The sequence below is a fragment of the Sphingobium limneticum genome (assembly GCF_008710155.1).
In the GTDB taxonomy this organism is placed as follows: domain Bacteria; phylum Pseudomonadota; class Alphaproteobacteria; order Sphingomonadales; family Sphingomonadaceae; genus Sphingobium; species Sphingobium limneticum.
In genome coordinates this window covers 51755-77307 of record NZ_VYPZ01000017.1, presented here as the reverse complement: position 1 = coordinate 77307, position 25553 = coordinate 51755, and the positions used below count along the sequence as shown (strand labels likewise).

General features: G+C 57.5%; 23 protein-coding genes, 2 pseudogenes and 1 other annotated feature. Of the genes and pseudogenes, 13 read left to right on the top strand and 12 right to left on the bottom strand.

Going from position 1 to position 25553, the window contains the following annotated elements; genetic code table 11:
- Positions 1 to 168 precede the first annotated feature (168 nt).
- Complete coding sequence (locus tag F4U94_RS17305; protein ID WP_063142345.1) at positions 169 to 1392, bottom strand: IS256-like element ISSpwi2 family transposase; 1224 nt, start codon at positions 1390 to 1392, stop codon at positions 169 to 171.
- A 148-nt stretch (positions 1393 to 1540) separates the two neighbouring features.
- A pseudogene (locus F4U94_RS17300) lies at positions 1541 to 2172 on the bottom strand (IS3 family transposase); the annotation flags it as partial.
- Positions 1775 to 1891, bottom strand: a sequence feature (AL1L pseudoknot). Its footprint overlaps the pseudogene before it by 117 nt.
- On the opposite strand from F4U94_RS17300, the gene F4U94_RS17295 reads away from it, so the two are divergent.
- Both F4U94_RS17295 and F4U94_RS17290 read left to right on the top strand, forming a co-directional pair.
- Positions 2104 to 2667: a hypothetical protein gene (locus F4U94_RS17295; RefSeq protein WP_145986209.1), complete on the top strand. Its 564-nt coding sequence runs from the start codon at positions 2104 to 2106 to the stop codon at positions 2665 to 2667. The pseudogene F4U94_RS17300 and the gene F4U94_RS17295 sit on opposite strands and share 69 nt — an antisense overlap.
- 158 nt (positions 2668 to 2825) lie before the next feature.
- Positions 2826 to 3704: a hypothetical protein gene (locus F4U94_RS17290; RefSeq protein ID WP_145986210.1), complete on the top strand. Its 879-nt coding sequence runs from the start codon at positions 2826 to 2828 to the stop codon at positions 3702 to 3704.
- A gap of 929 nt (positions 3705 to 4633) precedes the next feature.
- On the opposite strand, the gene F4U94_RS17285 is transcribed toward F4U94_RS17290, so the two are convergent.
- A complete protein-coding gene (locus F4U94_RS17285) occupies positions 4634 to 5056 on the bottom strand; it encodes a hypothetical protein (RefSeq protein WP_150412104.1) in 423 nt (140 codons plus the stop codon).
- 116 nt (positions 5057 to 5172) lie between these two features.
- On the opposite strand from F4U94_RS17285, the gene F4U94_RS24790 reads away from it, so the two are divergent.
- Positions 5173 to 5487 (top strand): hypothetical protein, encoded by a 315-nt coding sequence (locus F4U94_RS24790; protein WP_211363315.1) that lies wholly within the window; start codon positions 5173 to 5175, stop codon positions 5485 to 5487.
- Positions 5488 to 5566: 79 nt separating this feature from the next.
- Positions 5567 to 5842, top strand: coding sequence for a hypothetical protein (locus F4U94_RS17280; protein WP_150412103.1), 276 nt, complete (start codon positions 5567 to 5569; stop codon positions 5840 to 5842).
- A 329-nt stretch (positions 5843 to 6171) separates the two neighbouring features.
- Here the strand turns inward: F4U94_RS17280 and F4U94_RS17275 are convergent, their stop codons facing one another.
- Both F4U94_RS17275 and F4U94_RS25460 read right to left on the bottom strand, forming a co-directional pair.
- Positions 6172 to 6468, bottom strand: coding sequence for a hypothetical protein (locus F4U94_RS17275; RefSeq protein WP_150412102.1), 297 nt, complete (start codon positions 6466 to 6468; stop codon positions 6172 to 6174).
- Positions 6468 to 6578: pseudogene (locus F4U94_RS25460) on the bottom strand (transposase domain-containing protein); the annotation flags it as partial. The pseudogene F4U94_RS25460 and the gene F4U94_RS17275, both read right to left, overlap by 1 nt.
- A gap of 332 nt (positions 6579 to 6910) precedes the next feature.
- Between F4U94_RS25460 and F4U94_RS17265 the strand changes: the two are divergent.
- The gene (locus F4U94_RS17265) at positions 6911 to 7963 is read left to right on the top strand and encodes a phosphoribosyltransferase family protein (protein WP_150412101.1); all 1053 of its coding nucleotides are present in this window, start codon (positions 6911 to 6913) and stop codon (positions 7961 to 7963) included.
- Positions 7964 to 8428: 465 nt separating this feature from the next.
- Here the strand turns inward: F4U94_RS17265 and F4U94_RS17260 are convergent, their stop codons facing one another.
- The 3 genes from F4U94_RS17260 to F4U94_RS17250 are packed head-to-tail and all read right to left on the bottom strand — an operon-like array spanning position 8429 to position 12056.
- On the bottom strand, positions 8429 to 9637 hold the full coding sequence (locus F4U94_RS17260) for a right-handed parallel beta-helix repeat-containing protein (protein WP_150412100.1): 1209 nt from the start codon (positions 9635 to 9637) through the stop codon (positions 8429 to 8431).
- The gene (locus tag F4U94_RS17255; RefSeq protein WP_150412099.1) at positions 9634 to 10557 is read right to left on the bottom strand and encodes a glycosyltransferase family 2 protein; all 924 of its coding nucleotides are present in this window, start codon (positions 10555 to 10557) and stop codon (positions 9634 to 9636) included. The genes F4U94_RS17260 and F4U94_RS17255 overlap by 4 nt, the downstream gene beginning before the upstream one ends.
- Before the next feature lie 14 nt (positions 10558 to 10571).
- Entirely contained in the window at positions 10572 to 12056 is a 1485-nt protein-coding gene (locus tag F4U94_RS17250) for a lipopolysaccharide biosynthesis protein (RefSeq protein WP_150412098.1), read from the bottom strand.
- A gap of 245 nt (positions 12057 to 12301) precedes the next feature.
- Here F4U94_RS17250 and galE point away from each other — a divergent pair, with 245 nt between their 5' ends.
- On the top strand, positions 12302 to 13318 hold the full coding sequence (gene galE / locus F4U94_RS17245) for a UDP-glucose 4-epimerase GalE (protein WP_150412097.1): 1017 nt from the start codon (positions 12302 to 12304) through the stop codon (positions 13316 to 13318).
- Between the two features lie 380 nt (positions 13319 to 13698).
- Here the strand turns inward: galE and F4U94_RS17240 are convergent, their stop codons facing one another.
- Positions 13699 to 14829 (bottom strand): glycosyltransferase family 4 protein, encoded by a 1131-nt coding sequence (locus F4U94_RS17240; protein WP_150412096.1) that lies wholly within the window; start codon positions 14827 to 14829, stop codon positions 13699 to 13701.
- Between the two features lie 102 nt (positions 14830 to 14931).
- Here F4U94_RS17240 and F4U94_RS17235 point away from each other — a divergent pair, with 102 nt between their 5' ends.
- On the top strand, positions 14932 to 16005 hold the full coding sequence (locus F4U94_RS17235; RefSeq protein WP_150412095.1) for a glycosyltransferase family 2 protein: 1074 nt from the start codon (positions 14932 to 14934) through the stop codon (positions 16003 to 16005).
- A 94-nt stretch (positions 16006 to 16099) separates the two neighbouring features.
- Here F4U94_RS17235 and F4U94_RS17230 read toward each other — a convergent pair whose 3' ends face one another.
- A complete protein-coding gene (locus tag F4U94_RS17230; protein WP_150412094.1) occupies positions 16100 to 16621 on the bottom strand; it encodes a calcium-binding protein in 522 nt (173 codons plus the stop codon).
- 471 nt (positions 16622 to 17092) lie between these two features.
- On the opposite strand from F4U94_RS17230, the gene F4U94_RS17225 reads away from it, so the two are divergent.
- Complete coding sequence (locus F4U94_RS17225; RefSeq protein ID WP_150412093.1) at positions 17093 to 19120, top strand: right-handed parallel beta-helix repeat-containing protein; 2028 nt, start codon at positions 17093 to 17095, stop codon at positions 19118 to 19120.
- A gap of 24 nt (positions 19121 to 19144) precedes the next feature.
- On the top strand, positions 19145 to 19735 hold the full coding sequence (locus F4U94_RS17220) for a hypothetical protein (RefSeq protein WP_150412092.1): 591 nt from the start codon (positions 19145 to 19147) through the stop codon (positions 19733 to 19735).
- On the opposite strand, the gene F4U94_RS25055 is transcribed toward F4U94_RS17220, so the two are convergent.
- Positions 19659 to 20006 (bottom strand): glycosyltransferase, encoded by a 348-nt coding sequence (locus F4U94_RS25055; protein WP_249042082.1) that lies wholly within the window; start codon positions 20004 to 20006, stop codon positions 19659 to 19661. The genes F4U94_RS17220 and F4U94_RS25055 overlap by 77 nt on opposite strands.
- Positions 20003 to 20632 (bottom strand): UDP-N-acetylglucosamine transferase subunit ALG14, encoded by a 630-nt coding sequence (locus F4U94_RS25050; protein ID WP_249042080.1) that lies wholly within the window; start codon positions 20630 to 20632, stop codon positions 20003 to 20005. The genes F4U94_RS25055 and F4U94_RS25050 overlap by 4 nt, the downstream gene beginning before the upstream one ends.
- 335 nt (positions 20633 to 20967) lie before the next feature.
- Between F4U94_RS25050 and F4U94_RS17210 the strand changes: the two genes are divergently transcribed.
- The 4 genes from F4U94_RS17210 (at position 20968) to F4U94_RS17195 (ending at position 25547) form a co-directional block, all read left to right on the top strand.
- Complete coding sequence (locus F4U94_RS17210; protein WP_150412091.1) at positions 20968 to 22209, top strand: polysaccharide pyruvyl transferase family protein; 1242 nt, start codon at positions 20968 to 20970, stop codon at positions 22207 to 22209.
- 161 nt (positions 22210 to 22370) lie between these two features.
- Positions 22371 to 23423 carry a Coenzyme F420 hydrogenase/dehydrogenase, beta subunit C-terminal domain gene (locus F4U94_RS17205; protein WP_170271957.1) on the top strand — a complete coding sequence of 351 codons (1053 nt, stop codon included), beginning with the start codon at positions 22371 to 22373 and terminating at the stop codon, positions 23421 to 23423.
- Between the two features lie 61 nt (positions 23424 to 23484).
- The gene (locus F4U94_RS17200; RefSeq protein WP_150412089.1) at positions 23485 to 24705 is read left to right on the top strand and encodes an outer membrane beta-barrel protein; all 1221 of its coding nucleotides are present in this window, start codon (positions 23485 to 23487) and stop codon (positions 24703 to 24705) included.
- Between the two features lie 35 nt (positions 24706 to 24740).
- A complete protein-coding gene (locus F4U94_RS17195) occupies positions 24741 to 25547 on the top strand; it encodes a polysaccharide biosynthesis/export family protein (RefSeq protein WP_249042079.1) in 807 nt (268 codons plus the stop codon).
- Positions 25548 to 25553 lie beyond the last annotated feature (6 nt).

Genomic DNA, 25553 nt, shown 5'->3' with positions numbered 1-25553 from the left:
AGCCTGGGCTGCGGCAAGCTGCGCGCGAAGGCTCTGGATCTCTGCTTGCGCCGCGCCACCCATGCCCAAAGGCGTAGCAGAAAAGCACCGAAATCTCTAGCTTTTTAGCTCTCCGGCATCGATTATCGGGACTGTCAGGATTTCCGTGTGCGGCCGGGCGGTTGATCATCAGGCCGCCATGGCTCTGATGAAACGTTCGCCGAAGATCACGGCAAATTGCGCCTTCGCCATGGTCCACTCACGTGGTGGCATCTTCCACTCTTTCTCCGACCGATTCAAGATCAGGTAGAGCAGCTTGGTGGCGGCCTCGTCGCTGGGGAAGTGTCCCCTGGCCCTGACAGCCCGCCTGAGCTTCGAGTTCAAAGCTTCGATGGCGTTCGTAGTGTAGATGATCCGGCGGACCTCGTCGGGGAACGCAAAAAACGGGATCACCTCGCCCCAGGCGCGCCGCCAGCTCTGGCCGATGGCGGGATAGCGCTGCCCCCAAGGGCTAGCCTCAAATGCTGTCAGCGCCTTTTCGGCGGCATCTGCGTCGGTGGCACGGTAAATCTCCTTGAGCGCGCTGGCGAGGTTCTTTCGGTCCTTCCAGGAGACGAAGTCCATCGAGTTGCGCAGCAGGTGAACGATGCAGGTCTGGACGATCGCATCGGGGAACACTGCGGTGATCGCATCGGGAAAGCCCTTCAGGCCGTCAACGACGGCCAGCAGGATGTCTTCAACGCCACGGTTGCGAAGCTCGTTCATCACCCGAAGCCAGAACTTGGCACCCTCATTCTGCTCGAGCCACAAGCCGAGCACCTCCTTTGCGCCGTCGGCGCGGACGCCCAGCGCAATGTGGATCGCCTTGTTGCGCACCATGCCCTCGTCGCGGATCTTGACCCGGATCGCGTCGAAGAAGACCAGCGGGTAAACCGGATCGAGCGGCCGCTGCTGCCAAGTGGCGACCTCATCGAGCACGGCGTCGGTCACCGTGCTAATCAAATCGGGTGAGACGTCGATGCCGTATAGATCGTGCAGGTGCCTGGTGATCTCGCGGGTGCTCATGCCGCGCGCGTACATCGACACGATCTTGTCGTCGAAGCCGGGAAAGCGGCGTTGATACTTGGCGATCAACTGCGGGTCGAAGCTCGACTGGCGATCGCGCGGCACGTCGATCGCCAACTTGCCGGTGTCGGTCATTACCGTCTTCCGACCGTAGCCGTTGCGCATGTTGCCGGCGCCGTCTTCGCCAGCGAGGTGGTGATCCATCTCCGCATTCAGGGCACGCTCTGTCAGCGCCTTCTTCAGCGAATCGAGCAGACCGCCCTGCTCGAAGGCGGCACTGGCAGCGCCGCCCGCCAAAAGCTGATCGAGAAGCTCATTCGGTATGGCAGGTTCTTTGCGTCGTGACATAGTGGGACTCCTTGTTGCCCATTATGCCCGGCCACACACGGAAATCCTGACAGTCCCATTTGCCGTGATCTTCGGCGAACGTTTCATCAGAGCCATGGCGGCCTGATGATCAACCGCCCGGCCGCACACGGAAATCCTGACAGTCCCGCTTGCCGCGGATCACCCCTTGCAGACCAAGATCTCGCATCAACCGCTGTACAGTGCAGCGTGCAACATCGAAGCCCTCACGCTTCATCTGCCGCCACACTTTGCGCACACCGTAGACGCCGAAGTTCTCGGCAAAGACCCGCAGAACTTCGGGCTTCAGCTCTTCATCCCTCCGGGCACGAGCAGATTGCAAAGCCGGGTCTCGCCGCTTGGCAAGGCGCTCGTGATAGGTGGATGGGGCGATCGGCAGAACCCGGCAGATCGGCTCGACCCCATAGGCATCGCGATGTTCGTCGATAAAGGCGATCATCGTTTGAACGGGCGGTCGAGCTCCGCCTGGGCAAAATATGCCGACGCCTTGCGCAGGATCTCATTGGCTTGCCGCAGTTCGCGGACTTCACGCTCCAATGCCTTGAGCTTCTCGGCGGTCTCCGTCGGCACACCACCGCGCTTGCCGCTGTCCACCTCGGATTTCTTCACCCATTCCAGCAGCGTGTGCCCGGAACACCCGATCTTCTCGGCCACCGACGTGATCGCCGCCCAGCGAGAAGGATAATCGCCCTCGTGATCCAGTACCATCCGGGTCGCCCGCTGCCGAACCTCAGGGGCAAACTTGTTCGTCGTCTTGCTCATCGTAAACCCTCACTCTCAGGAGTTAAGGCCTCCGGCAATCCCGGTGCGGTTCAAGCGGCCTTTTTCCTGACAGCAGAAATCATCACTCTAAGCTGGTCTACCGCCGAGCGGGTTAGCCACCACTCGCATTCCATATGGCATATTGAAAACAGTACGCCGGAGGAAGCTATAGAAGCGTTTATCAACGCACCGCGCATTTTGGCAGACGAGGCACGTGAGGCGGCTAAAACCGCCGACAGTACAAAATGGCGTAAGGCCAAACGGGAGCGCAGGCGAGTGATCGAGCAGGTCCGCAGCCTGATACCGATTACCAAAAGCGTGTTTGGCGTGGGTGAAGGAGAGGAACTCAGGCGCGTCGCGCTCGTCAAACCCCAACAACGCGTTAAGCTTGTCAAATGCGATCCTAGCGCCCTCAGTCGCGATGACGTGATCGATGGCTACTGGGATGAAGCCGTCCGGCTTGGGCTTCCTCGCCCTCAGCGTGTGAAAATCTAAATCACTGTGCCGGGCACACCGGCACTGCACACCCTGGCCTGAAAATGATGGTGCTGGCGATCGTCGGTTCGGCGTACCAGCACCCATTCACCCCAACAATCAAAGCGCATCAAGCGGGAGCCATCGCTTCCCCGCGCCCATAATCATGGAGAAATTTCTTGGCTCGACCCGGAATCAGCAAGCTCGGCTTGCCTCCTAAGAAATATCGTCCCGACCGCCGTGCAACGCGCAAAGATGGACTGATCAAGTTTGAAACGGAGGAAGCCAGCTACACAGAGGATGAATTCCGCATAGGGCAGCTACGCCGCGTGGCCCGTCTATACCCCAGCCTGTTCAAAAAGAACTACATCCGGCAACTAAGGAGGCGGCTACGAAAAGGCGTAGAAGGCCATAGGCCAGATCGTACTCCCGCCAGCAGCATCTACATGCGCAATTGGCGCGTGCGCGTCGTAGGGTGGCTGTGGCAGCTTTATGCTGATCCTCGCAGCGCACCAGTGACCACGGCTCATATCCTGCCCACCAAATGGATTTTGACGCCTGACGAACTTATGCGAGTAAGCTCGAAAAAGCTGATGAAACGCCTTCGAAGCGACCTGAACCGGCTCGGCGCGAAGAAAGCGGACGGCTTCTTTTTCGCATTCCTCCACGGCGAGTATAATTTGGACGACGGCTGTTTCCACCTCCATGTCCACTGCCTGGTGTCCAAGGGCATGATCGCAGTGGTGAAGCGACTAAAGACGGTGGAAAGGGCTCGGCTTCGCAAAACGACAAACTCGGTTAAGCGGTCTCCTGTCCTGATCAGGAAAAAGCCGCTTAAAAATCTTCCCGGACCGTTTAGCTATTGCTGCCAGTCATATTGGCCTCGCAAGGGATATCACGACGGCGTGACAGGCGATTGGAAGCGAGGGAAGAAGCACCGCATTCCCGAGCCGTATCACACAATGTTTTTGCTGTGGATCGATCAGTGGAAATTGGAGGATTTGGCGTTGATGATGAAGCTCAGTGTGCGGGCAGGAAAAATGAAGGTCTGTAGATAATTTGGTACACTAATTGTTGGGGGAAGCAGGAAGGAATGAGGCTTGGGTGATTTGGAGATATATGGCCGATATGCTGTATCTCTCCATACTGTTGACAACACAGCCTTCACTACGAAGCTGCGTTCATTTTCCTGTTTTCGTGCAAAAATCTGCCCAGCTATTCATGATCGCACGCCGCTTTTCGAGGGCGCTACCATGACGATAATTTGCGCTCTGCTTCGTTGTCACTGTGCATGGGAAAGGGCATCGCCAAGTAACCAGGCACTAAATTTATTGTGACGAAAATCGCGGGCTTATTGCAAATGATCGCCGGGCGCAGTCTCAACCCGCTGTAGATGGAGCGGCAAAATGCCATCGTAGCGCGAAGTTTCAGTTGTTCAGCGGCATCACGTCCCGACACACCCTGTGATCTATGTAGGTTAGCGTTGGATCCGCCTGCACACCATGGCCCACGACATCGCTTACGTCAGGAGCGTTTTCCAGCAGCGCCATTCGCAGAACATCGCGAAAGATCGTCGTCGTTTATTTGACGTATATTTGACACCTAAAGCTTAGAGAGCGCTAACTCATTGATGTTGCTGGTGACCCCTACGGGCACCCGGCAGTCACGGCAAGGTATTGATTTAACGTCGGTTCTTGCCTCCGACCCCCGGTTAATACCATCACAAGTGCCATCTGTCCATTAGGATCGCATAGACTCTTATGGCATTGTTCGAGATAACGCTTCATCGGCTGATGGGCCGGAAACACCCGTATGTCGTGCGGTTTTTGGCCGATTTCGGAATGTCTGCTTACCGATCAGTAAGAGGGGATAGCCGCCGGTCCTCACTTGGGCAGGCGACACGATCGTGGGCGGACATAGCTGCCTGTCGCCCATCGACCATTTATTGCCGCTCTGACCCCGAAAACGAGTTCCGGTTTGCAGACGTTCAGATAGGCTTTCCATGGTGCCGCTGGGCTAGAAACCAGTAGCACAAGCCTGTCATGGCACCGAGCACTGACCACAGCGCGAATACAAACAGAGCGTTCGCGGAGGATGCGGGATGTTTGGTCGTCGCCCAAACGAGATACAAGGCTGACGGAGCGCCGGTCATGAACAATCCGCCCATTCCAAATTGTATTGGAGAGCGGCGGTTGGTTCGTAAAAGGAAAGCACGGATGATCAGCCCAAGGATAATCTGAGTTCCATACAACAGAAACAGATAGAAGATTACCACTGGTATTGGGCGCGGAAAGCCGCCGGTTGCCCAAGATACAATGCCACCAATGATTGCTGCTGGCACTGGAGCCAGAAAAAATGCGCGTAAATTCATTTCGTTCGCCCCTTCTGGAGATGATCCGGCAGCATCCATTGCAGATTTCTACCAGAAAGGGGAAAGGTGGGCAGCGACCGACCATTTATTGTCATTGATGAAGCAATTTCACTCGCCGGATAGCAGACATTCATCGGCTAGGATAAGCAGGGTTCATGGACGCTCCCACAGACGCCGAACGGGATGAATTAGAAGCGAGAGTCAGCGACGTCCTTTATGAGGTTGCTGGGTTCGCATGGGAAGATTTAGCAAGGCGCGTTCCAGGAGGGCGGACCTATGTCAGGCCAGAGGCCGACGGGCGCTACATGGCAGTCACTTGGGATGCCGATTGGAAACGACAGGCTGGCGGCGCAATTCTCATCAAGGTTCAAGGCTTTCTCGATCCCGATCACCACACCCCTGTGTGGGGGGCTGGCGAGATAATTCGAAAGCGTGGACTTCTTGACCGATGGCTGAAACGGACGAACTGAAACGACCATTGTTCGCCGGTGGAACCGCGTTCAACCGTTCTCGATTGCGGACATTCTGGGTCGATGGCACCATGACCTGATGCAGCGTTATCCGTCCCACCAATCAGTCCCGTCTGCGATCCATGAACGAGTTTTCTTCGTGCTGTGGATTGTCATGTCCGCCTTAGCGATTCTCGCAGACGGAATTGAGGTAAATGACAATCCTGACCGAGCGCATGAGATATTTGCGCACATGGGCATCGCATTATTATGGTGCGTTCCATTTGTCGTGGTGGGATTTATTCTGCGTTGGCGGCGCTTAAAGAAACAGGCGAAGCGGCAAGCGTTCCTATCTACCGTTGCGAATTTGAAATAGCATCCGCTATTCGCCTGTATCAGCGCAAACCTGTCCGTCCCCTAACCACCCGCGATCGTCCTTCAGCAAGGCCGATCCGGCCTCGATCGTCGCGACAGCCGCCCGTCCGGTTTCCGGCGAAAGAGCGGACCGGATAAAGCCGACCATTTTTTTTGCCGTCAATGGCGATCTGCGCAAATTACGATTGCTGACACCCGGCCAACGATGCAGTTTGACCGAATGCAACACTCCTCAATCGTCGAATTCTTGTCAGGCACTGTCTCACCTGAGACCTTAGCCGCAGAGATAGCCGATGAGGTCGCGGCCTTTAGAGCGTAACCGCCCGATTGTTACCGCGGGTTATGGGCCTTGAAGCGCGCAGCGAGCTCGGGATCGTCGACAAAGTCATCGAGGAATTGGTGCCAGGCCTTGGTCGTGAGACGCGCCTCGCTGAGCATGTCCGTCAGTTCTTGCACGCCGTGATCGGTCAGCGCGGTGATGGCCTCGTCCGGACCGGTGTAGACGCTGACGATGGCGCCATAGGTGAGGTTGTCGTCGTTTGAAACGATGGCTTCCAGCAACTCCACGTTCTCGTCGAGTGTCCTGGCGACATAGTCGAGGGTGAGGAAGGAGGTGACGGCGGCCATCAGGCGGCCAGTGCTTGCGGGACGGTGCGCGGCACCCAGTTCCAGGGTAACAGCTCGCCGATCCTGTTGATCTTGTGATCGTGGATGCGATTGAGCAGGTCGGTGATGTAGGTAAAGAATGTGTTTAATATCTTCTTGACCGAATCGCAATAATCTTGATCTATGCCCTCGGCCTCGGCGCATTGCGTTGCAGCAGCGCCGAGGCCACCTGCTTCTTTCCAGGCCGAGGCTTGGTTGGGCAAGTCTGGGAAAGGGGATTGCGGAGCCACGTGTAAATGATGGCTTCAGAGCATGCCTTATGCCATGGCTTGACAATCCTCGCATATTTCGGGCTTGGGATATCGGATGATTGATCGGTCCCTAGAAAAAATGCGGCCTGTGCAATGACATGCTAGTCATCTGTCGGCGCATTCACTAGCTTGCCGGCGTCATTCTGGAGAATATGATGCAGTACAGGTCAGTAGCGGAACTCAACCAAGCCGTTCTTCACGGGCTTCAGAAAATTCCGCGCGACGTCGACCTCATCATTGGTATTCCGCGGAGCGGACTTCTGCCTGCCAACATCATGAGCCTGGCATTGAACCTTCCCTTGGCAGATCTGGATGGCTTCTGTGCCGGCCGCATTCTTTCCGCGGGCAAAACGCGACGGAAGGCTCCAAACCCCGATACGAGCGCATATCGCAAAATACTCGTCGTCGATGACAGTATATCGTCCGGAGAGGCGATGAAACAGGCAAGGCAGCGCATTTCTGAAGTCGATGACAGCCCCGATCGGTTTCTGTTCTGTGCGGTGTACGGTACGGCGGAAGACAATCCCGAGGCGGACATCGTTCTCGAACGGGTGCCCACGCCAAGAGTGTTCGAATGGAACCTGATGCATCATCCCGTTCTGGTCAGGAGCTGCGTCGATATCGACGGCGTTCTGTGCATCGATCCGACAGACGCGGAAAATGATGATGGCCCGCTCTATTCCCTTTTCCTGGGCAATGCCCGACCACTCTATACTCCCGGTTTCCGGATTGGACATCTGGTGACAAGCCGGCTGGAGAAATATCGCGCCGAAACCGAGCGTTGGCTCGAAATGCGCGGAATTCAATATGACAAGCTATGGATGCTGGATCTCCCTAATGCTGAAGAGCGGCGTCGACGGGGAGCACATGGCCAGTTCAAGGCCCAGATATACGCCCAGCTCGAAACCGATCTTTTTATTGAAAGCGAAGATGCACAGGCAATGGAGATTGCCCGGCTTTCGGGCAAGCCTGTCTTGAGCATCGAAACGCAATCTATCGTTTATCCCGACAATCTTCTGGACCATGCGGCACGTCGCCGTCGCTACGTCCAACGGCGTGCAGAGGCACGAGCGCTCAATCAGACGCGTTTCGCTCCTGTAGTCAAAAGCGCTTTACAACGTGTGCTACCGGCCGGGCATTTCGAACGACTGGTTCAGTGGCGCAGAGCGAAACGCCGTGAGCGACAGATGGCAGCGAAATCCTAGGACCCATCGGCGCAGGAAAACTTCGGCTCCCGCAGTCGATCGAGCCTGGACTTGCTGCGGCATGGACTGACAGGCAGCGTGCCCAGACTCCTCCGGCGGTTACGGTGCGCAACCACGACATGGTCGGGATCAAGTTGCCGTCGGGCTGTGGAAGCCGCAGTTTATGCCGGTGCACCTTCGCGCGCGATGGTCGTTCTGGTGCGCTGATCCCGTTGCGGCCATCTACCCGGATAGTTCTGGCTCGCGCGACGGAAGCGACGTGATGGACTTCCCGCGGGCCTGGCCCGGTCTTGCCTCGCTCAGGCCTGCTGATCACCGAACAGAGATGTTGAGGTGATCGGCGCCGACAATGCCGAATGATCACACACAGTCATCACCCTGTCAGCGTGATGGATGTCCGGACGCGCGCGCAGCCTGGCACTCAGGCAAAGCGATGGTTAACCTCGATCCCTTCGTCTCGATCCGTCAGTTTGCAAGGACAACGCTCAAGGCGCGTTCGACTGCAGCGCCGTTGCGATCTTCCTCGAGCCATCGCGCAAGCAACGCCTTCCCGCCATCTCGAACTGCTGATACTTTTCCGTTTGATTTCTGGACGACCTGAGCGGCGTCGGACAGGACATAGGCTGTGGCGCGATTGCCCGAAAGTACCATATTTTGTGCGATACCTACCCGGATCCATGACTTTTGCCCCGGGAAAGCCGCCACGACATTTTTCTCGACTATTGCGTCTTTGGAGCCGCCAATACCAATGCCGTTATACATTCCCCCCAGAATCAGATTACTTCTGATCACGAGGTTCTCAAACGGGAACTGGTTGAAGGTGTCGCGTATGAAGATCCCCTGGATGGCAGCACCGTCACCGCGCATCATGATATTTTGCTCTATAAGTATATCCCGAGCTGCCGCCTTGGTATTTGTAGTCCAAAGTTGCACGCCATCCGGATGATCCTTGAGATTGGGTTTGAAATCGGTGAAGACATTCCCTCTGATGATAAGGTGAGACGAACCGCCTCCGCGAATCCCATCAGTACGCAGCATGCGGAAGCTGTTCCCCGACAGGATGAGGTTTTCGCTGTCGAGGAAAGAGATTCCATGGAACAGCTCTCGAAAGTCGCTGTCGCGAACGGTGATAGAGCGGGACCCGCGGATCATGATTGGCGATTTGTCGTCACCCGGGTTGCCATTCAATGAACCGTGTACATTCAGTTCCTGAAGAATGATATTTTCGCTGTCCAGGATTGAATAGGAAAACATTCCGTTGGAAGCGACGACCTCGCACTCGACATTTCTGATGGTAAGGCCACTGACATTGCGCATCTTGAAGCCGGTGAAGGTGGCGGGATCCCGGGGGTCTCTCGATGCCAGCGTGACCGCTTTCGAGAAGTGAAGATTCTGGAGAGAAAGCATGTCGTAGCGGCCAGGATCGACCAATAACGTGTCTCCCTCGCGGGCGCGCTTCAGGGCAGACAGCAGGCTTGCCGCGTCGGTGATTCTGGCCTGGGATATACTGGCATTGCCAGCCGCTGCTGAAGTGGCGCTGCCTGAACTGCCATCGCACGATGACAGCAACATGAAGGCTGCGCCACCGACAAGCAGGCCTGTTCTCCCGGTTCTTCCGGCGGCGATCCGGCCCGACCGGCGCTTTGATATCATCGGATTTTTCGAAACAATCATGAAAGGCCTATCCGATTTTTCAGGTGGCGAAATGTTTGTCGAAGCATTAGGCTCCGTGCTTCGCTGTTCAGGTATGACGTGGTTCGACCCCAGCCAAGCTCGCGGGCTCGCGCTACAATGTCGCGCCCCAGTTCCGCGCGATCATCACGCAGGAGGCCCGAGCCGATATTGTGGAGAAAGCCCGCAATCGCGCGCCGTTGAGAAATATCATCCACAACCTGGCTTTTGATAGCCAGAAGCTTTTCGGCAGCCAGCAGAAGCGATGCGGCATTCTTGCCCTTTCCGGTAATGCGGTGATCCGAGTTATGCTGCACATAGACGCCCGCCCCCTTGTCGGAATAGCAGACCCTGCCATTGCGCAATAATCCTCTCAAAGCGATTTCAACGTCCTGGAATCTCGCAAGATCCTCGTCCCATCCGCCAATCGCGGTCACATAGTCTCTTGACCACAATGTGGCGGACGGATGCACAAATTTTCCGCCCAGCAGGATCTGCTCGAACGCCTCCTGCGAGGATCCAAAGCGCCTGACGTTCCGGCGAATGAGATTCTTTTCTTCATCCAGCCAAATCCACGGTCCAAAGCCGAGATCTGCCTTATTGAGCATCATGGAATCGGCCAGCGCGCAGAGCAAATCGCCTGTTACATAATCATCTGCATCCAGAAACATGACGAGAGGCGAGGTCGAGGCAGCCAGACCCCTGTTCCTGCTGACCTGCGCGCCGGCATTGACGTCATTGACCAGAACGCAAAGGCGCGGGTCTGCAATAGCCTCGAGTTTCGCCTTTGTCGCGGCGCATTGGCCATCGATCACGACAACAACCTGCGCCCGTATCGACTTTTGGCCAAAGACCGATAACACGGCCCGCTCGATAGTCTCAGATGCCTTATAAGCCGGAATAACTACGCTGATATCATGCACTGTGCGAACCTTTTTTAAACTTTCTGAAGGATCATCTTCATCATGCCGAAGGTTTCAATGACGATCGCGCGCCCGCGTTTGGAAAGCCAGAGCGTGACGAGGAAGGTTGTATAGGAGATGATGAGGCCCGCGACCAGCAAAGCCAGGGGGGGCATCTGCAGTGGCAGCGCAATGAGGGTCAGTGTCATCGCGCTGCCTGTCCCGGCAAGAAGGAAGGGCATCGCGATGCGGGCGAGGTCCTGCGTGGACACAGGGCCGCGGCGCCCGATAACGACCCATAGCGCGGGGAGACGAATGAAGACATCGCTCAGGGCATAGCATGCCGCCACGCCCTCGACGCCCCATCTAATTCCTATGGCAAAGGCGATCGCGCAGGAGACTGCATTGAAAATGCCCCAGTGGGCATATTCCCGCATCCGGCTTTGACTGATGAACAGCCACCCGATAGTCGCCGTCATAGACTGGTGGAGAGCGGCAAATGCGAGCCATCTGAAAATTGCGGCAGCATGAGACCATTGAGGCCCGAGCGCGAGCGGAATGGCCGTGTCGGCAAGTATGAAGAGTGTAAGGGTGCCCGGCGTTGTCACAAGCAGGATCTGACCAACCGTACGGGCATAGGCGACCCGGTAGCGGTCCGGCTCGTGCACAAGTCGCGAAAGAACAGGTACCATCACGCGGCTCAGCGGATAGGTGATCTGCTGCAAAGGAAAAAGCAGCAACTTATATGCACGGTCGTACAGACCCAGCTGTTGCGCGCCGATGAAGCGCCCGATGAGTATATTGTCGAGCGATCGGGCGAAAAAATTGCTGAGGGTGAAAGTACTTAGTCCACCCCCGAACTTCAGCATGCCGGCTACTGCCGGGAAAGGCGCAAGCTTGCCGGGTCGCCATTCGGACGAGCACCACACGCCGATCAGAAGGGTAAGAGCGCTTGTCAGGCTCATGGCGACCAGTGCCATCGGGCCTGGGGCGAAAATGGCCCAGAGCAAAGCTGCCGCAAGTCCAAGAACGGCTGACGCCATATCTATGATCGCCAGTCGGCTGAATTTCATCGCCCGGGTAACCAGCGCTCCGTGCTGGGCGCTCAGGCCGGACATCAGGATGCAGAAAGACATGACGACGATCAGCTGTTCGAGGTTTGGTGCACGGTAGAAGTCGGCAATGATCGGCGAGAGTCCGATCAGGCCGACTGTCAGCCCCAGTGCAAGCCCCGCATTCACCCAGAACAGGGTGCTGCTTTGGCCCGGAGTGATTTCCTCAGCGACAACTACGGCTTGGGAAAGGCCCATATTCTGGGCCATGGTGACAAAGGCAATCACAGGAGTGCACATGGCCACGAGGCCGAAATCGGCCGGGGTGAGCAAGCGGGAAAGAAAAATCACCGATAGAAACTGAGTGCCGAGTTTCACAACCTGCGACAAGCCGGTGACAGCCGCTCCGCGTGCTGCCTGGCCTCCCAGTCCGCCATGAACCGGTTGCCGTTTAAGATCAGACTTCATGCTCAATGACGTTCCCCGGGGGTGGACGTGTACTTCTAAGGCCAAATTCGACTCAGGGCCAGAGGCACAGGAGACGAAGTGCCGAAAATGGGATTTTTTAATTCGATCTCGGCACCGTCGTCTAAAGATGAGACAGATGCTCGAAAATTTTTCTGATGATGAATGCAAGAATATCAGATAGGCGCGCTACCAAAGACGTGTGCCAGATCACGAGGCTGTTTGAGGAAGAAAGGGGACTATCCAATATGAAGACCGTTCTTGTGACGGGCGGAGCTGGATATGTCGGCTCGCATTGCGCCAAAGCATTCGCTGCAGCAGGCTGGCAGGTGATCACGTTGGACAATCTTTCGCGGGGATGGGCGAACGCGGTCAAATGGGGGCCTTTGATAAAGGCTGACATTGCCGACCGGCCGGTGGTTGAGGAGACAATCCGGCAGTATAAGCCCGATCTTGTCGCGCATTTCGCTGCCTATGCCTATGTAGGCGAGTCGATGGAACAGCCGGACATCTATTATCAGAATAACGGCGCCGGCACTCTGGCGCTGCTGGAAGCCATGCGGGCCAGCGGCGTTAAGCGATTGCTCTTTTCCAGCACCTGCGCATCCTATGGTGTACCTGTTCGCCTGCCGATAGATGAATCTCATCCACAGTCACCGATCAATCCCTACGGCTGGTCAAAGTTCATCATCGAGCGAATGCTGGAAGATTACGCTAGGGCCTATGGCTTTTCATCAATCGCGCTTCGCTATTTCAATGCGGCCGGGTGCGACCCGGACGGAGAGATTGGCGAATGCCATGATCCGGAAACGCATGCGATCCCGCTTGCCATCGCAGCAGCGCTTGATGGCAGGGCTTTTAATGTCTTCGGTACAGATTTCGATACCCGCGATGGCAGTTGCGTGCGCGACTATATCCATGTGTCTGACCTGGCTGACGCTCATGTCCTTGCAGCAGAACGACTTCTGACCGCGCAAGGCGCGGACGTGTTCAATCTCGGTACGGGCTCAGGTACCAGCGTCTTGGAGGTTGCTGCTGCCGTCGGTCGAGCGACAGGCGGCAATCTGGATGTACAGTTCGGGCCACGGCGCGCCGGTGACCCGGCCATGCTGGTCGCTGCTGCCGGCAAGGCCAAGGAGATTCTCGGCTGGATTCCACGACAATCCGATATCGGGAATATCGTGGAAACTGCGCTCGCCTGGCATGTGAAGGGCGCATCACGCCCCGTCAGCCATGCAACTCCTGCGGGCAATGGCAGGAAGTAGCGCGCTGGCGGACAGAACGGCAGGGACGAAGGAGCGGGGGCAAGTCACGATCTGTCATTGAACCGATCAAGGGAGCAGTAGGGGCGAGCGCGCTTATGAGGCGGTTGCCCGTAGCGATGCTCCGGTCGACCGCGTGATGGGATATGGAATAACCGCAATGCCAGATGGAAGCCGTGCGTGGAATGCCGCGAGGCCGCGCCTTACCGAGTTGCTGCCTTGATTCTGGCGGACCTGGGCAAGAGGATGCCGTTCTGAGCTGCAGAACCGGCGACCGACTGCATGTCCTGGCATTGCGAATACCGCGGGCTGTCAAGCTGTCGTCTGATGGATGGCACTGGAGGGGGCTGTGCGCGCTCTGCCAAAAGCCCTCTCGGACGCAATCACCATTGTTCTACGCCTGACGATCGAGTCACTTGCTCGAGCGCGATTTCGAGGCGCTGTCCCCATGCATCCCAATTCAGCCGCTGCTCAAAATCGCGCCTTGCTGCCCGGCAAAGGGAAGAATAGCCTGCTGGATCAGACCATACAGACAGGATCCGGTCCGCATATGTCGCGGCGCTCGCATCGGGTTGCATCAGAAGCCCGGTCCGTCCGTCCTGCACGACCGTAGGTACGCCTCCAGTCGCCATGGCGACGGCTGGCCGTCCGAAGGCTGCCGTCTCGCCAAAGACCAGTCCGAAGGCTTCCTGGCGGCTTGGCATCAAGAAAAACGATGATGCGGCAAAGAGCTGGACAAACCTGGCATATTCATCCGGAACGGATTTACGCAGCAGACCATGGATATGCACGCCCTCCAGACCCGTCGCTGCCGGGGGCCTGCAGCCTATGATATGCAGTTCGGCATCAGGCAGTCGCGCGCGCACCGCTTTCCATATCTCAAGAGCAAGGGGACCGCCTTTCCGTTCCCAGGCATAGCCGGCGAACAGCAGCCGCAGCACCCCTCCAGGCGAGGGCGGCTTGAACCCCGGGTCGGATTCCAGATTGGCTCCATAGGGTGTTGGCAACAATCTTTCAGCTGCTATCCCATAATCGGCTGCGGCAGCGTCCGCCGCCCATTGCGACGTCATCATCAATATGTCGCATCTGTCCACGAGCTCGCGCTGCATGATGTTGCCGACCCGGCGCGTGCGTTCATTGAGGCCGCGATACTGGTCGTAATAGTTTATGATCGTGTCGAAGAGCGCGTCTGCCACATAGACCATCGGCCATTTCTTGTTGATATAGGCAAGTTTGTGCGCAGCACCGATGGCAACGATCGCGTCGGGTCTGATTTTTTCCAGCTGCTTATCGACGTAGGTGCTGAATGCCCTGGCCAGGATAGGTTCGCGACTGACCAATATGCCGGCTCGTGCCAGCGGGGCCAGCCGTGTAACCAGCTTGTCCAGGCGCGGGGTGTCGATTACATGCGTATCGGGAAACCGCTTCTTTACCTCATTATAGCTATACCAGGGTACGCCGCTCCAGGATGCGCGGTCGAACGGGCTTGCAATCGAGATGTAACCAAGGCGCAAACTTGACTTTCCTTATCGGCTGGCCGCAGACTATGCGGCAGGTCAAGGGACGAATAACGACTGATTTATGTCGAATAGAGGCGGGCTTCGACAGCATAGACAATGGCTCATTTCATATCAATCATCATACCTGCCTTCAACGCAGAACAGACGATCGCGCGCACGCTGGCTTCCGCGCAGCAGCAGGGCGGGGTAGAGTTCGAGATCATTGTTGTTGACGATGGCTCGAGCGATCGCACGGCCGATATCGTAGCGCAGATCGCCGATCGCGACCGACGCATCATCCTGCTCACCCAGTCCAATGGCGGCGTTGCCCGTGCTCGGAATCTGGCGCTTGATCAGGCCAGAGGTGACCTCATCGCTCCGCTTGATGCCGATGACCTGTGGCACCCCGAAAAGCTTCTCCGCCAGACCCGCTGCCTGGAGGAGCAATCACGGGATGTAGGATTGGTCTACAACTGGTTCCGGCGCATCGATCAGGATGATATGGTGATCCCGGGATCGCCACGCCCGATGGTCGAAGGACAGGTCTTTCATCGCCACCTTGCATGGAATTTCATCTCAAACGGCAGCACGCCGCTCATCCGGCGCGAGCATCTTGGATCGCTTGCCTATGAACCTTTCCTTCGTGACGAGGGATTGCAGGGATGCGAGGACTATCTTCTGCAGCTCCAGCTGGCGCGGCGCGCAAGATTTGCCTGCGTGCCGGCCTTTCTGACGGGTTATCGCCGAACTCCTGGTGCGATGTCGTCTCATGTCGAGCGCATGATCAGATCTCACATAGCGATGTTCAAAATTGTCGCTTCGCAGATCGAAGGTACCGCCTCTCCTGTAATTCAGCAGCAATTGTCGCGGCTCCATGTGGAATGGGCAAGAAACAGTTTCGGCAAAATGAACGCTGTTGGCACCATTCGAAACCTGGGTTCCGCCATGAAGCATGACCGCGGCGGCGCCGCACGAAGCCTCAAGACGGAAATCATCCGTACCGTGCGAGGAAGGGCGCGCTATCCGGCAAGTTCGGCAAGAAGCTTTGCTTCGTTTGAAGCGGATGAAATCGATGGGCCCTGGATCGCCACGCGATCAATGGCGGTACTTGGCCAGCTCGCAGCAATGGATGAGGAAATTACCAGCGGCCTTCCGGATGGACCGGGACCCGAGGAGACGCTGGCGTTCTGAACGCCTGCTGATCGGTTCGGATCTCAAGGGACCATAAAAATGGCGCGGGAAGCTCCCGCGCCATTTTTATACTTGAGCGTGTCTTGTCCTACAATCAGACGTCGACGGTCGCGGCAGCCGAATACGCAGCCCAGCCGCCCGTGATGTGGATGTTCTGGATCTGGCCGTCGCCATTGTCCAGCGTCAGGATAAGGACGTCGGTCTGGCCCTTGCGCGACACCGAAGCGAGGTCCGAAGCCTCGACCAGGTGAACCAGGCCTGCCCAGGACGACACCTGAGCAGCAGCACCGCCGTTGAAGGCATTGATGCCGGCAGCGTCGGAGAACTGCAGCGAGCCATAGTTGCCGAAGACCAGCGTGTCGCCTTCGCTGAAGTCCAGATCATAGATCTTGTCAGTATCCGAAGCGCCACCGATATTGTTACCGAAGAAACGGAACTGGTCCGCGCCATCGCCGCCCCAGAGCTGGTCATTGCCCGAGCCGCCAGTCAGAATGTCATCCCCGCGGCTGCCGCGAAGAATATCGTCGCCCGCCTGACCATTCAGGATAGTGCCAGCCCGACCCGACGACTGAATATCGTTATCGCCCGCGTTTCCACCAACGTAGTTTTGAGACATTGACCAATCCTCATGAAATTTGATGCTTGAACAAGCGAACCCGAGTGGATCTTATATATGACGTGTCCTAAGTGTAAATGATTTATTAATCAATATGTTCCTCATGATACTCGCATTTTTGTCTTCAGGCTCCGTCCGACCGGCTTGAAAATGGCGGGAATCCGAGCGCGCGGACCGCGATGGAGAGGGATTGGGGTCATTTGTGAGTTGGCTATCTGACGCTCGTCTGTGCCATTTTGGCGCAATCTCGTTGCCGTCTCGGGTAAGTTTCGCCAACGCGACTCATGCAGGCCGTCGAGCGGCGTGACATTCTTGATGACCGAGTCGGAGAAGCGTGCGTTATCTCGCGCATCGACTATCCGTTTTCGCGCCTTTGGTCTTCGAGAGTAGTTTGGAAATTGAGGTTAACCCCCGGGTCACCAAACTATCACACCTTACTTCAAGGCCTGCACCGTAGAGAAGCCGCAGAATATGACACAGAAATATTTTCTGATGTCGAAGTCGGGGGTGAGCGCGATGTCCCAAATATATGTCGGCAGTACTGCCGAACTGATTTCTGCCGTAAAAACAGCCAAAGACGGAGATGTAGTTTTACTCAAGGAGGGCGATTATAAGTCTGTCAATCTGTCAAACATAAAGATTGACGGCAATGTCACCATTGCTTCAGCGAATGGTAATTCGCCCGCGAAACTTCTTGATCTTACTCTCAAGAACAGTCAGGGGCTGTCTTTCGACAATTTGAAATTCTCTCCGCCAAATACGGATAGAATGTACACGTTCAATGTCACCAATTCGTCGGATATTCATTTCTCGTCGGTCGACGTCAGTGGTCCTGCTGGAACTGCGGGCTACAAGTCTTCTCCGTTCATGATTCGCGGAAGCAGCGACGTTTCGGTCACCAACTCCGAGTTCAGTCATCTCTGGCACGGCGTATCCGTGCTTGACAGCAAGAATGTGAGCATCACGGAGAACTATTTCCATGACATCCGAACCGATGGCGTACGGAGTGGCGGGACGTCCGGTCTGACGATATCGGGCAACTACATGACGGATTTCGCGCCGTTCAGCGGAGACCATCCGGACGGAATCCAGCTCTGGACGACCGGGACGACGAGTTCGGCGAGCGACATCGTCATATCAAACAACATCATCACGCGAGGATCGGGCGCAGCTGTTCAGGGCATCTTCATGCGCGATCAGGTCGGTACCTTGCCCTATCAGGATGTTTCGATCACCGGCAACCTGGTGCTGGGTGGAATGTATAACGGCATCGCGATCGGTCATGTCGAGGGCCTCGACCTGAAAGGCAATACCGTCGTGGCGCTGCCTGGCCAGAAATCGTGGATCTACATTGCCAGCGCAAGCGACGCCGTGGCATCGAACAATATCGCGACAACCTATAACTTCCAGAAATCCAACACGGATCTGACAAGCACGAACAACAAGACGGTGGCGACGCCTGGCGACGGGGGCGAAGCTGTCCTTGGCCAGTGGCTCGCATCGCATGCAAGCCTGATTTCGGGGCTGGGAAGCCTGCTGACCGAGGTGCTCGATCTTGCCGGCATCCTGTCGGGCAACAGGCCGTCGCTCGTCACTGCGCCCCCGGTGGCCGTAGCCAAGCCGGTTCCGACCGAGATCACGGGAACGGACGGGAATGACACCCTCAAGGCTACAGGGAGCGGCGACAGCCGCCTTCTGGCGGGTGAAGGGAACGACACATTGCATGGGCATGCCAGCGGAAACAACGAGCTGGTCGGCGGCGTCGGGAATGACGTCTATCATGTGAAGGGGGTCGGGGACCAGGTGGTGGAGGCCGCCGGTGGAGGCAGTGATACTGTCTACGCCTATATTGACTACAGGCTCGCCGACAATGTCGAGACCTTGCGCATTGCGAAAGCCGGATTGACGGGAGAAGGCAACGGCCTGGATAACCGGATCATCGGCTCGGCCGGGACCGACATCCTGTACGGCCATGATGGCGACGACCAGATCCAGGGCGAGGGCGGCGACGACATCATCTATGGGGGCGCCGGCGATGACAGGCTCCAGGGCGGCGATGGCAACGACCAACTCTACGGCGGCGATGGCAATGACATTCTGACCGGGGGGGCTGGTGACGACTATCTTGATGGAGGGGCCGGAAACGACACTCTGGAAGGCGGCACCGGAAATGATGTCCTTACCGGCGGAGCAGGTTCGGACCTGTTCAACTTCCGTACGCTGGACCAGGCAAGCAGCACGCTGATCACCGATTTCAGTTCGGTCGAGAAGGACAGGATCGGACTTTCGCTCATTGATGCCAACAGCAACACGGCAGCCAATGACGCGTTCAAGTTCATTGGCTCAAACGCATTCACCAAGGCGGCCGGACAGTTGCGTTACGACGTCGTGGACGGCGATGCGCACGTCTATGGCGACGTGAATGGCGACGGTGTGGCAGACTTTGCAATAGTCCTCCAGGACGTCGACACGCTGCGCGCCAGCGACTTCATTCTCTAATCGCACAGCGTTCGTTCAAGCTACATGCTGACATTCTGCAACGATCTGGCCATCCTGCGCTGGGCTGATCAGAGCGGCGACCCGGGGCTTTTGCCCTGGGTCGCTGTCATGCTGTATCTTGGGGCCAGTGGCCTGGCGTGTGTTGCTGCCAGATCAGGAAAGGGACAGGCTCAGACATTGTTCTGGGCGGCGCTGACTTGTCTTGCGCTGGGACTTGCTTTCAACAAGCAATTGGATCTTCAGACGCTGATCCTGAGATGTGGCCGGGTCGTTGCACAGCAGAATGGCTGGGCCGGGCACCGGAAAGGCATTGAACTTGTCTTTGCGCTTATCATTTCAGCTGGCCTGCTCATGCTTGTTTCGAAACTGACCCTGCTGCTGCGCGGGCGTGACCTGGCCCTGCGTCTGGCGGCGGCCGGCGGGCTGATTACGACCCTGTTTGTCCTGCTGCGCAGCGCGACCATTCTGCATGTGCCCGGCCTTACGGTCATGACATCGTCCTGGTTGCGATCCTCGCTGGAACTGACAGGGGCAGCGTTCATGTTGCTAGGGGCTGGACTGGCGGCAACGCACCGGTTTCGAGATCGTCGACAAAATCGCGCAGATATTCGATAAGCGCGCTCGGATCCGTTGTCGCCGGGATTGGGTCGCGTGAACGGACGAGGGTTAGCGCGGCAGCGAACTCCTCATCTGTTTCGGCGGTAGCGATAAGGCCGCGCATCGACATCGCACTCGTTATCTCGTGCTGGTGATCGTCATAATGCTCACCCTGGTCGAACCGCCGCGGTACGGAAATAACCCGGCATCCCTGGCGCAGCGCAGTAACCAGAGATCCTGTCCCGCCGTGACAGACAACGATATCCGCGTCGCAGAGCTGGCGCTTCATCTCGTCGAACGGCATGGTCTCGACCGTCTCGACGCCGGACGGACGCCGCCGACGCCTGTCTGGATGAGAACGTCCTCCCGGATGAGGCCGCGAGCCTTGGCCCGCGCCACCATTTCGGCCAGCCGGTCGAAGGGCAGGGTGGCGCCAACCGTCGCGAAGAGCAGCGGCTTTTTCTCCGGCCGTGGCTCGTTAAGAATGAGGAACGGGTCGAAACAAAGCGCATTCTGCCACAATTTTGCAGATTCAGGTGATTGAGCGATGCGAACATGTGCGATCGGCCCGACGATCCGCGCGAACATCGAGGGGCCCTTGAACCGTGCGAAAGAGTCGATCGCGACGATCCTTGCTCCAAGAAGTCTGGCCCATAATACGATGAAGAAGACGGATCCTGCACCTGTCGTGATGACGAGATCGGGCCGCTTCCTCCAGACAACCATGGCCGAGCGCACGAGATTTCTGGCCGCCGCGACCATCATTCTGAACGGTGCGCCAAGCCTCGCCTGACCCAGCGCGACATGGGGTACGAGATAGGCCTCGTGCGCAGCTGCAATCGATCTGCCGAGTGCGGTATTCTCGGTCACAAAAAAATAGTCCCGGCCTGACCACAGGGGTTCAAGATCGAGCAACTGGCGGACATGCCCTCCGCCAGACCCCGCTAAGCAAATCCGGATCGGTCTTGTATGCATGCTTGGTACCCCCGGTCCGCCGAACAGAAAGATGATTAACATCCGGTAAACATTCTGTTCCGTCTCTTTGAATTAGGTTATGGCCATTTTGCAAGTGCGAACATAAGAATGGGGCATCCAAATTTGGGACGGTCGAAAAGCTTAGATGCTATTATCCTCTGCAAAGCGGCCTTATGAGGGCATTCCGTCACTTCGGTAGGTAGTAGCGGATGTGAAAAGCACGGTTTGCCGCCGGGTGCGGGTGCATATATTTGTTTGGGTGTCTGGAGATATTCATGCTTGATGAAGCAGGGTCGCGCGCAAGTTCCGAATCATCTCTGTCGACATCGGCTGGATCAGTTGCGCCGATACGAATCGGGTTGCTGTGGCATTCCTTGAGTTCTGGGAATCTGGGTGTCGGCGCCCTTACCCTTGCGAACATGGCGCTGGCGCGGCAGGTCGCGTATGATATGGGGCTGGCGCCGCAGTTTGTCGTGATGGGCATGCGTGATGGCGATGCGCCGCGTATCACTGGCCCCGACATCGAGGAATATATCATCAACTCCCGCCGGATGTTGAACCCGACGGGCTTCTGGCGGACGGTTGGCACGGTCGACTGTGTGCTGGATATCGGCGCTGGAGACAGCTTTGCGGATATTTACGGTGCAAAGCGTTTCGGCTTTCTGTGGCTGACCAAGATGATGGCGCTGGCACGGGGCAAGCCGCTTGTGCTTTCGCCCCAGACGATCGGTCCCTTTACGCAGCCTGGATATCGGACCCTGGGCGCAATGGCGATGCGGGGCGCGAGCGCCATCATCGCGCGGGATGACAAGTCGCTTGAGGTCGCGCAGGCCATGGCTCCGTCCGCCACGATCAAACTGGCGGTCGATGTCGCATTCGTACTGCCATTTCAGAGCCGGCGCGGCCCGGCAGGCACAGGCCGGCTGAAAATAGGGGTGAACGCGTCAGGTCTCCTGTTCCATGAGGCTGAAACGGGCCGGAATCGCTTCGGCCTCTCTTATGACTATGCTCAGTTTACGCGCAAGCTGATTGCCAGGCTCATTGCAGCCGGTGCCGAGGTCCATCTTGTACCCCATGCCACAAGCAAGAGTGATCCCAAGGATGATGACGGCAGCCTGGCCGAGCGACTGGCAAGCGAATTTCCTCAGGCCGTGCGCGTGGCTGAATTCTCCGGCGCCAGCGAAGCGAAATCCTATATTTCCGGACTGGATTTTCTCGTGGCTGGACGCATGCACGCCTGCATTGGCGCCTATTCTGCCAATGTTCCGATGGTGGCAGTGGCGTATAGCCGCAAGTTCAGCGGCCTTTTCGGAATGCTGGAGCATGAATGGATGGTGCCTGTCACGGGCATGACCGATGATGGCGCTGTCGACTATGTTCTGGGTGCAGTTGAGCAACGCGAGCAGATAGCCGCAGCAGAACGGCGCGGGATGACGCGCGTGGACGGACTGCTCGATATCTATCGTGGCGAACTGCACAGGGTTTTTGCCGAAGCGATGGCCAGGAGGGCAGATTGATCCCCTCATCCCCAACTCTTGAGCGGGTCGCGAAAGGCGAACTTTGTGCCGGATGTGGTCTGTGTGCAGGATTGTCGCGCGGTGCGATCGCAATGGAGACAGCCGAACCTGGCTATAGCCGCCCGGTCCAAAAGGCCCCGCTGGCACCGGACATCGAGCAGGTGGTCGCGACCGCCTGCCCGGGATCTGTCGTCGCGCCGTGGATGCGCGCGCCTGAACGGCATCCCAGCTGGGGGCCATGGCACCGGACGTTGACAGGCTATGCAGGGGACAGCTCGGTCCGTCATGCGGCCTCTTCGGGAGGTGCCATTTCGGCTCTTCTGATCGAGGCCATGGCCAGCGGGCTTGTCGAGCGCGTATTGCACGTCGTGGCGGACCCCGACAACCCGACCCGCAACATCATGCACTGGTCGCACAGCCCGCAAGAGATCATCGAAGGCGCGGGATCACGCTACGCAGCATCTTCGCCACTCGCCTTTATGGATGAGGCGCTTGATGATGGCAGACGATTTGCGTTCGTCGGAAAGCCTTGCGACGTGTCCGCCGTGCGCCAGCTGGCTTTGTCCGATCCCAGGGTCGATCGGCAGATTCCGATCAAGCTGTCCTTTTTCTGCGGTGGCCTTCCTGCCCATGCGGGCGCGGATCGTATCATCAGGGCCATGGGGCTGGAACCGGAGGAGGTCACGGCATTCCGCTATCGCGGCAATGGCTGGCCGGGCCTGACGCGCGCCCGAACTGCCGACGGGCGGCTTGGCGAGATGCGATATGCCGAAAGCTGGGGCCGTCACCTCTCGGCTCAAGTGCAGTTTCGCTGCAAGATCTGTCCCGATGCCGTCGGAGGCGTCGCTGATATCGCGTGCGCTGACGCCTGGTACGGGGGCGAGAGTGGTTATCCCAGCTTCGACGAGCAGGATGGCCGCAGTCTGATCATGAGCCGGACCGCGGTTGGCGAGGCTCTGCTGGACGGCGCGCTCCGTAGCGGAGCACTGGTTGCAGAACCGCTCGATATCAAGGAAGTGGACCTGATGCAGCCTGCCCAGGCCCGGCGCAAACGCCTGGTCGGATCGAGATTGGCGGCAAGCGCGATCCTGTTCCAGCCACGTCCCGCAATGAAAGGTCTCGACGTGGCTGTGGCCTCTCGTCACGCCACCTTGCAGGAAAAAGCGAAAAATTTCATCGGGACGGCTCGCCGTATCGTCTTGGGACGAAGATAAAGCGCAGCTAGCGCAGTCAGCTAAAGTTACGCTATGGGGAAAGGGGCAGCAGAGCGGGGCGATGATCAGCAAAACTATGAACATTGGACGGATCGCAACTCTGTCTCTGGGAGCGATGGCAAGCCTTGTTGCTTCGAGGGCCCTTGCGCAGGAAGGAAAGCGGCTGGAGTTCGATCTTGGCGCGGACATGCTCTATGATAGTAATGTTGCCCGTGGCAGCGAGCAGGCTGCCATCGCGCGAGGGATCAAGCCTGAGGACGTGCGCTTCTCCCCGCGCGTCGGAGTGACCTTGAACCAGTCCTTCGGCCCGCATGCGGCGACCCTGGTCGGAACCGCCGGATATGATTTCTATTCCCGCAACGAGCGTCTCAATCGCGAACGGCTGAAGGCCAACGCCACAGGCTCGTTTCGATTTCCGATTTGCAGCCTGGACCTTCGCAGCGGCATCAGTCGTCGCCAGAGCGACCTTGGCGATCTGGCCATAGTGCCTAGCGATCCTGCTTCCAGCTCGAAAAATATCGAGAATGTGGTGACAGCCGGAGCAACGGCCAGCTGCGGGGGCAGCATTGGTCTTAGGCCCTCGGCTATCGTGGACTGGTCCGACGCGCAAAACAGCGCCTCGCTCCGCCAGACGGCCGACAACAAGTCGATAACCTACGGCGGTGGACTTCTCTACACGCACCCGGTGATAGGCAATATCACATTATATGCCGGCAAAAGGGAGGTCGACTATCCCAATCGCGATCCCTTGCTGACGACTGCGCTGAACAGCTTCAGCGCCTCACGCTATGGTGTGTTGTTCAATCGCGATATCGGGTCTCAGGTAAAGCTGGAAGGCGAATTGCTTTACTCTGATGTCAAGCTGGGGAATGGCCGTGATGCGTTCAGCGGCACGAACTGGCGTTTTGCCACCACCATATCCTTCACGCAGCTGCAGTTTATTGCTGAGACAAGTCGCTCCGTCGATCCATCGCTGGGCTTTGATGCCAACTATGTTCTTCAAAGCAATCACAGCCTGACGGTCCGCTATGCGCTAAGCGCTCGTCTGACAAGCAGTCTGGCCGGCAGCATCGCTGTAAGGGATTATGATTATGAACCGGCCGTTGCCGTCAGCAGAATCGTCCACGACAATATGAAGCGCGTGTCACTTGGCCTTGCCTATCAGCTGACAAGCCGGGTGTCGCTCGATGCTACCGGCGGCTATCAGAAGCGCAACGCGAACGGCGGGTTGTATGACTATAGCAGCTATCAGGTCGGGATGGGCGTAAGCACCAGCTTCTGAAACTTAGGGATTGGGCCGCAGGTCCGGGAGGCGTTATGGGTTTAAAGGCTATGGTCCGCTTTTGCTGGATCTTTCTGGGATTGCTGATTGTCGATCCCGCCATCGCACAGAATGCGGTGCCAGCTTCACCGCCAGGATCACTGTCGGACGGATATGTGCTTGGGCCAGGCGATGTTCTGGAACTGGGAGTGCTTGGTCGCGAAGAAACCAGGTCCCGCGTCCAGGTCCAGGTTGATGGCACGATAGAATTGCCGCTCGTGGGCAATGTCGTGGCAGCCAACAAGACGGTCCTCCAGCTCAGGGAAGATGTCCGTGCCAAACTGAAAAGCGGCGGATATTTCACAAACCCCGCCGTCAACGTCTCCGTGGTCACCTATGCCAGCCGCTATGTCGTGGTTCTTGGCGAGGTCGGTTCGCCGGGCATTGTCCCGATCGACCGGGCTTACCGCATCTCTGAAATCCTGGCGCGTGTGGGTGGTGCCAAGGAAAGTGGATCGGATACGTTGACGATAACGCGGCAGTCAGGCGCAGAGATTAAGCTTAATCTCAAGGATATCGCCATGGGTTCCGGTGAAGCTGATCCGCTGGTGAGCGCAGGTGACAAAATCTTTCTGCCTGCAGCGCCCAGTTTCTATGTCTATGGTCAGGTCAATTCTCCGGGCAATTACCGGATCGATTCCGATATGACTGTTCGCATGGCACTTGCACGCAGCGGTGGCCTCACGACGCTTGGTTCGACAAAGAAAGTCAAGGTAACTCGTGACGGGAATGAGATCAGGCTGAACCTGGATGACAAGATCCGTGACAAGGACGTGATTGTGGTCGGCCAGCGTTTCTTCTGATCGCGA

What these genes read in the sequence shown, in the direction of transcription:
- F4U94_RS17305 (WP_063142345.1), bottom strand. Translation starts at nt 1,392, where the DNA reads ATGTCACGACGCAAAGAACCTGCCATACCGAATGAGCTTCTCGATCAG.
- F4U94_RS17285 (WP_150412104.1), bottom strand. Translation starts at nt 5,056, where the DNA reads ATGGATGCTGCCGGATCATCTCCAGAAGGGGCGAACGAAATGAATTTA.
- F4U94_RS24790 (WP_211363315.1), top strand. Translation starts at nt 5,173, where the DNA reads ATGGACGCTCCCACAGACGCCGAACGGGATGAATTAGAAGCGAGAGTC.
- F4U94_RS17280 (WP_150412103.1), top strand. Translation starts at nt 5,567, where the DNA reads ATGCAGCGTTATCCGTCCCACCAATCAGTCCCGTCTGCGATCCATGAA.
- F4U94_RS17275 (WP_150412102.1), bottom strand. Translation starts at nt 6,468, where the DNA reads ATGGCCGCCGTCACCTCCTTCCTCACCCTCGACTATGTCGCCAGGACA.
- F4U94_RS17265 (WP_150412101.1), top strand. Translation starts at nt 6,911, where the DNA reads ATGATGCAGTACAGGTCAGTAGCGGAACTCAACCAAGCCGTTCTTCAC.
- F4U94_RS17260 (WP_150412100.1), bottom strand. Translation starts at nt 9,637, where the DNA reads ATGATTGTTTCGAAAAATCCGATGATATCAAAGCGCCGGTCGGGCCGG.
- F4U94_RS17250 (WP_150412098.1), bottom strand. Translation starts at nt 12,056, where the DNA reads ATGAAGTCTGATCTTAAACGGCAACCGGTTCATGGCGGACTGGGAGGC.
- galE (WP_150412097.1), top strand. Translation starts at nt 12,302, where the DNA reads ATGAAGACCGTTCTTGTGACGGGCGGAGCTGGATATGTCGGCTCGCAT.
- F4U94_RS17235 (WP_150412095.1), top strand. Translation starts at nt 14,932, where the DNA reads ATGGCTCATTTCATATCAATCATCATACCTGCCTTCAACGCAGAACAG.
- F4U94_RS17230 (WP_150412094.1), bottom strand. Translation starts at nt 16,621, where the DNA reads ATGTCTCAAAACTACGTTGGTGGAAACGCGGGCGATAACGATATTCAG.
- F4U94_RS17225 (WP_150412093.1), top strand. Translation starts at nt 17,093, where the DNA reads ATGACACAGAAATATTTTCTGATGTCGAAGTCGGGGGTGAGCGCGATG.
- F4U94_RS17220 (WP_150412092.1), top strand. Translation starts at nt 19,145, where the DNA reads ATGCTGACATTCTGCAACGATCTGGCCATCCTGCGCTGGGCTGATCAG.
- F4U94_RS25055 (WP_249042082.1), bottom strand. Translation starts at nt 20,006, where the DNA reads ATGAAGCGCCAGCTCTGCGACGCGGATATCGTTGTCTGTCACGGCGGG.
- F4U94_RS17210 (WP_150412091.1), top strand. Translation starts at nt 20,968, where the DNA reads ATGCTTGATGAAGCAGGGTCGCGCGCAAGTTCCGAATCATCTCTGTCG.
- F4U94_RS17200 (WP_150412089.1), top strand. Translation starts at nt 23,485, where the DNA reads ATGATCAGCAAAACTATGAACATTGGACGGATCGCAACTCTGTCTCTG.
- F4U94_RS17195 (WP_249042079.1), top strand. Translation starts at nt 24,741, where the DNA reads ATGGGTTTAAAGGCTATGGTCCGCTTTTGCTGGATCTTTCTGGGATTG.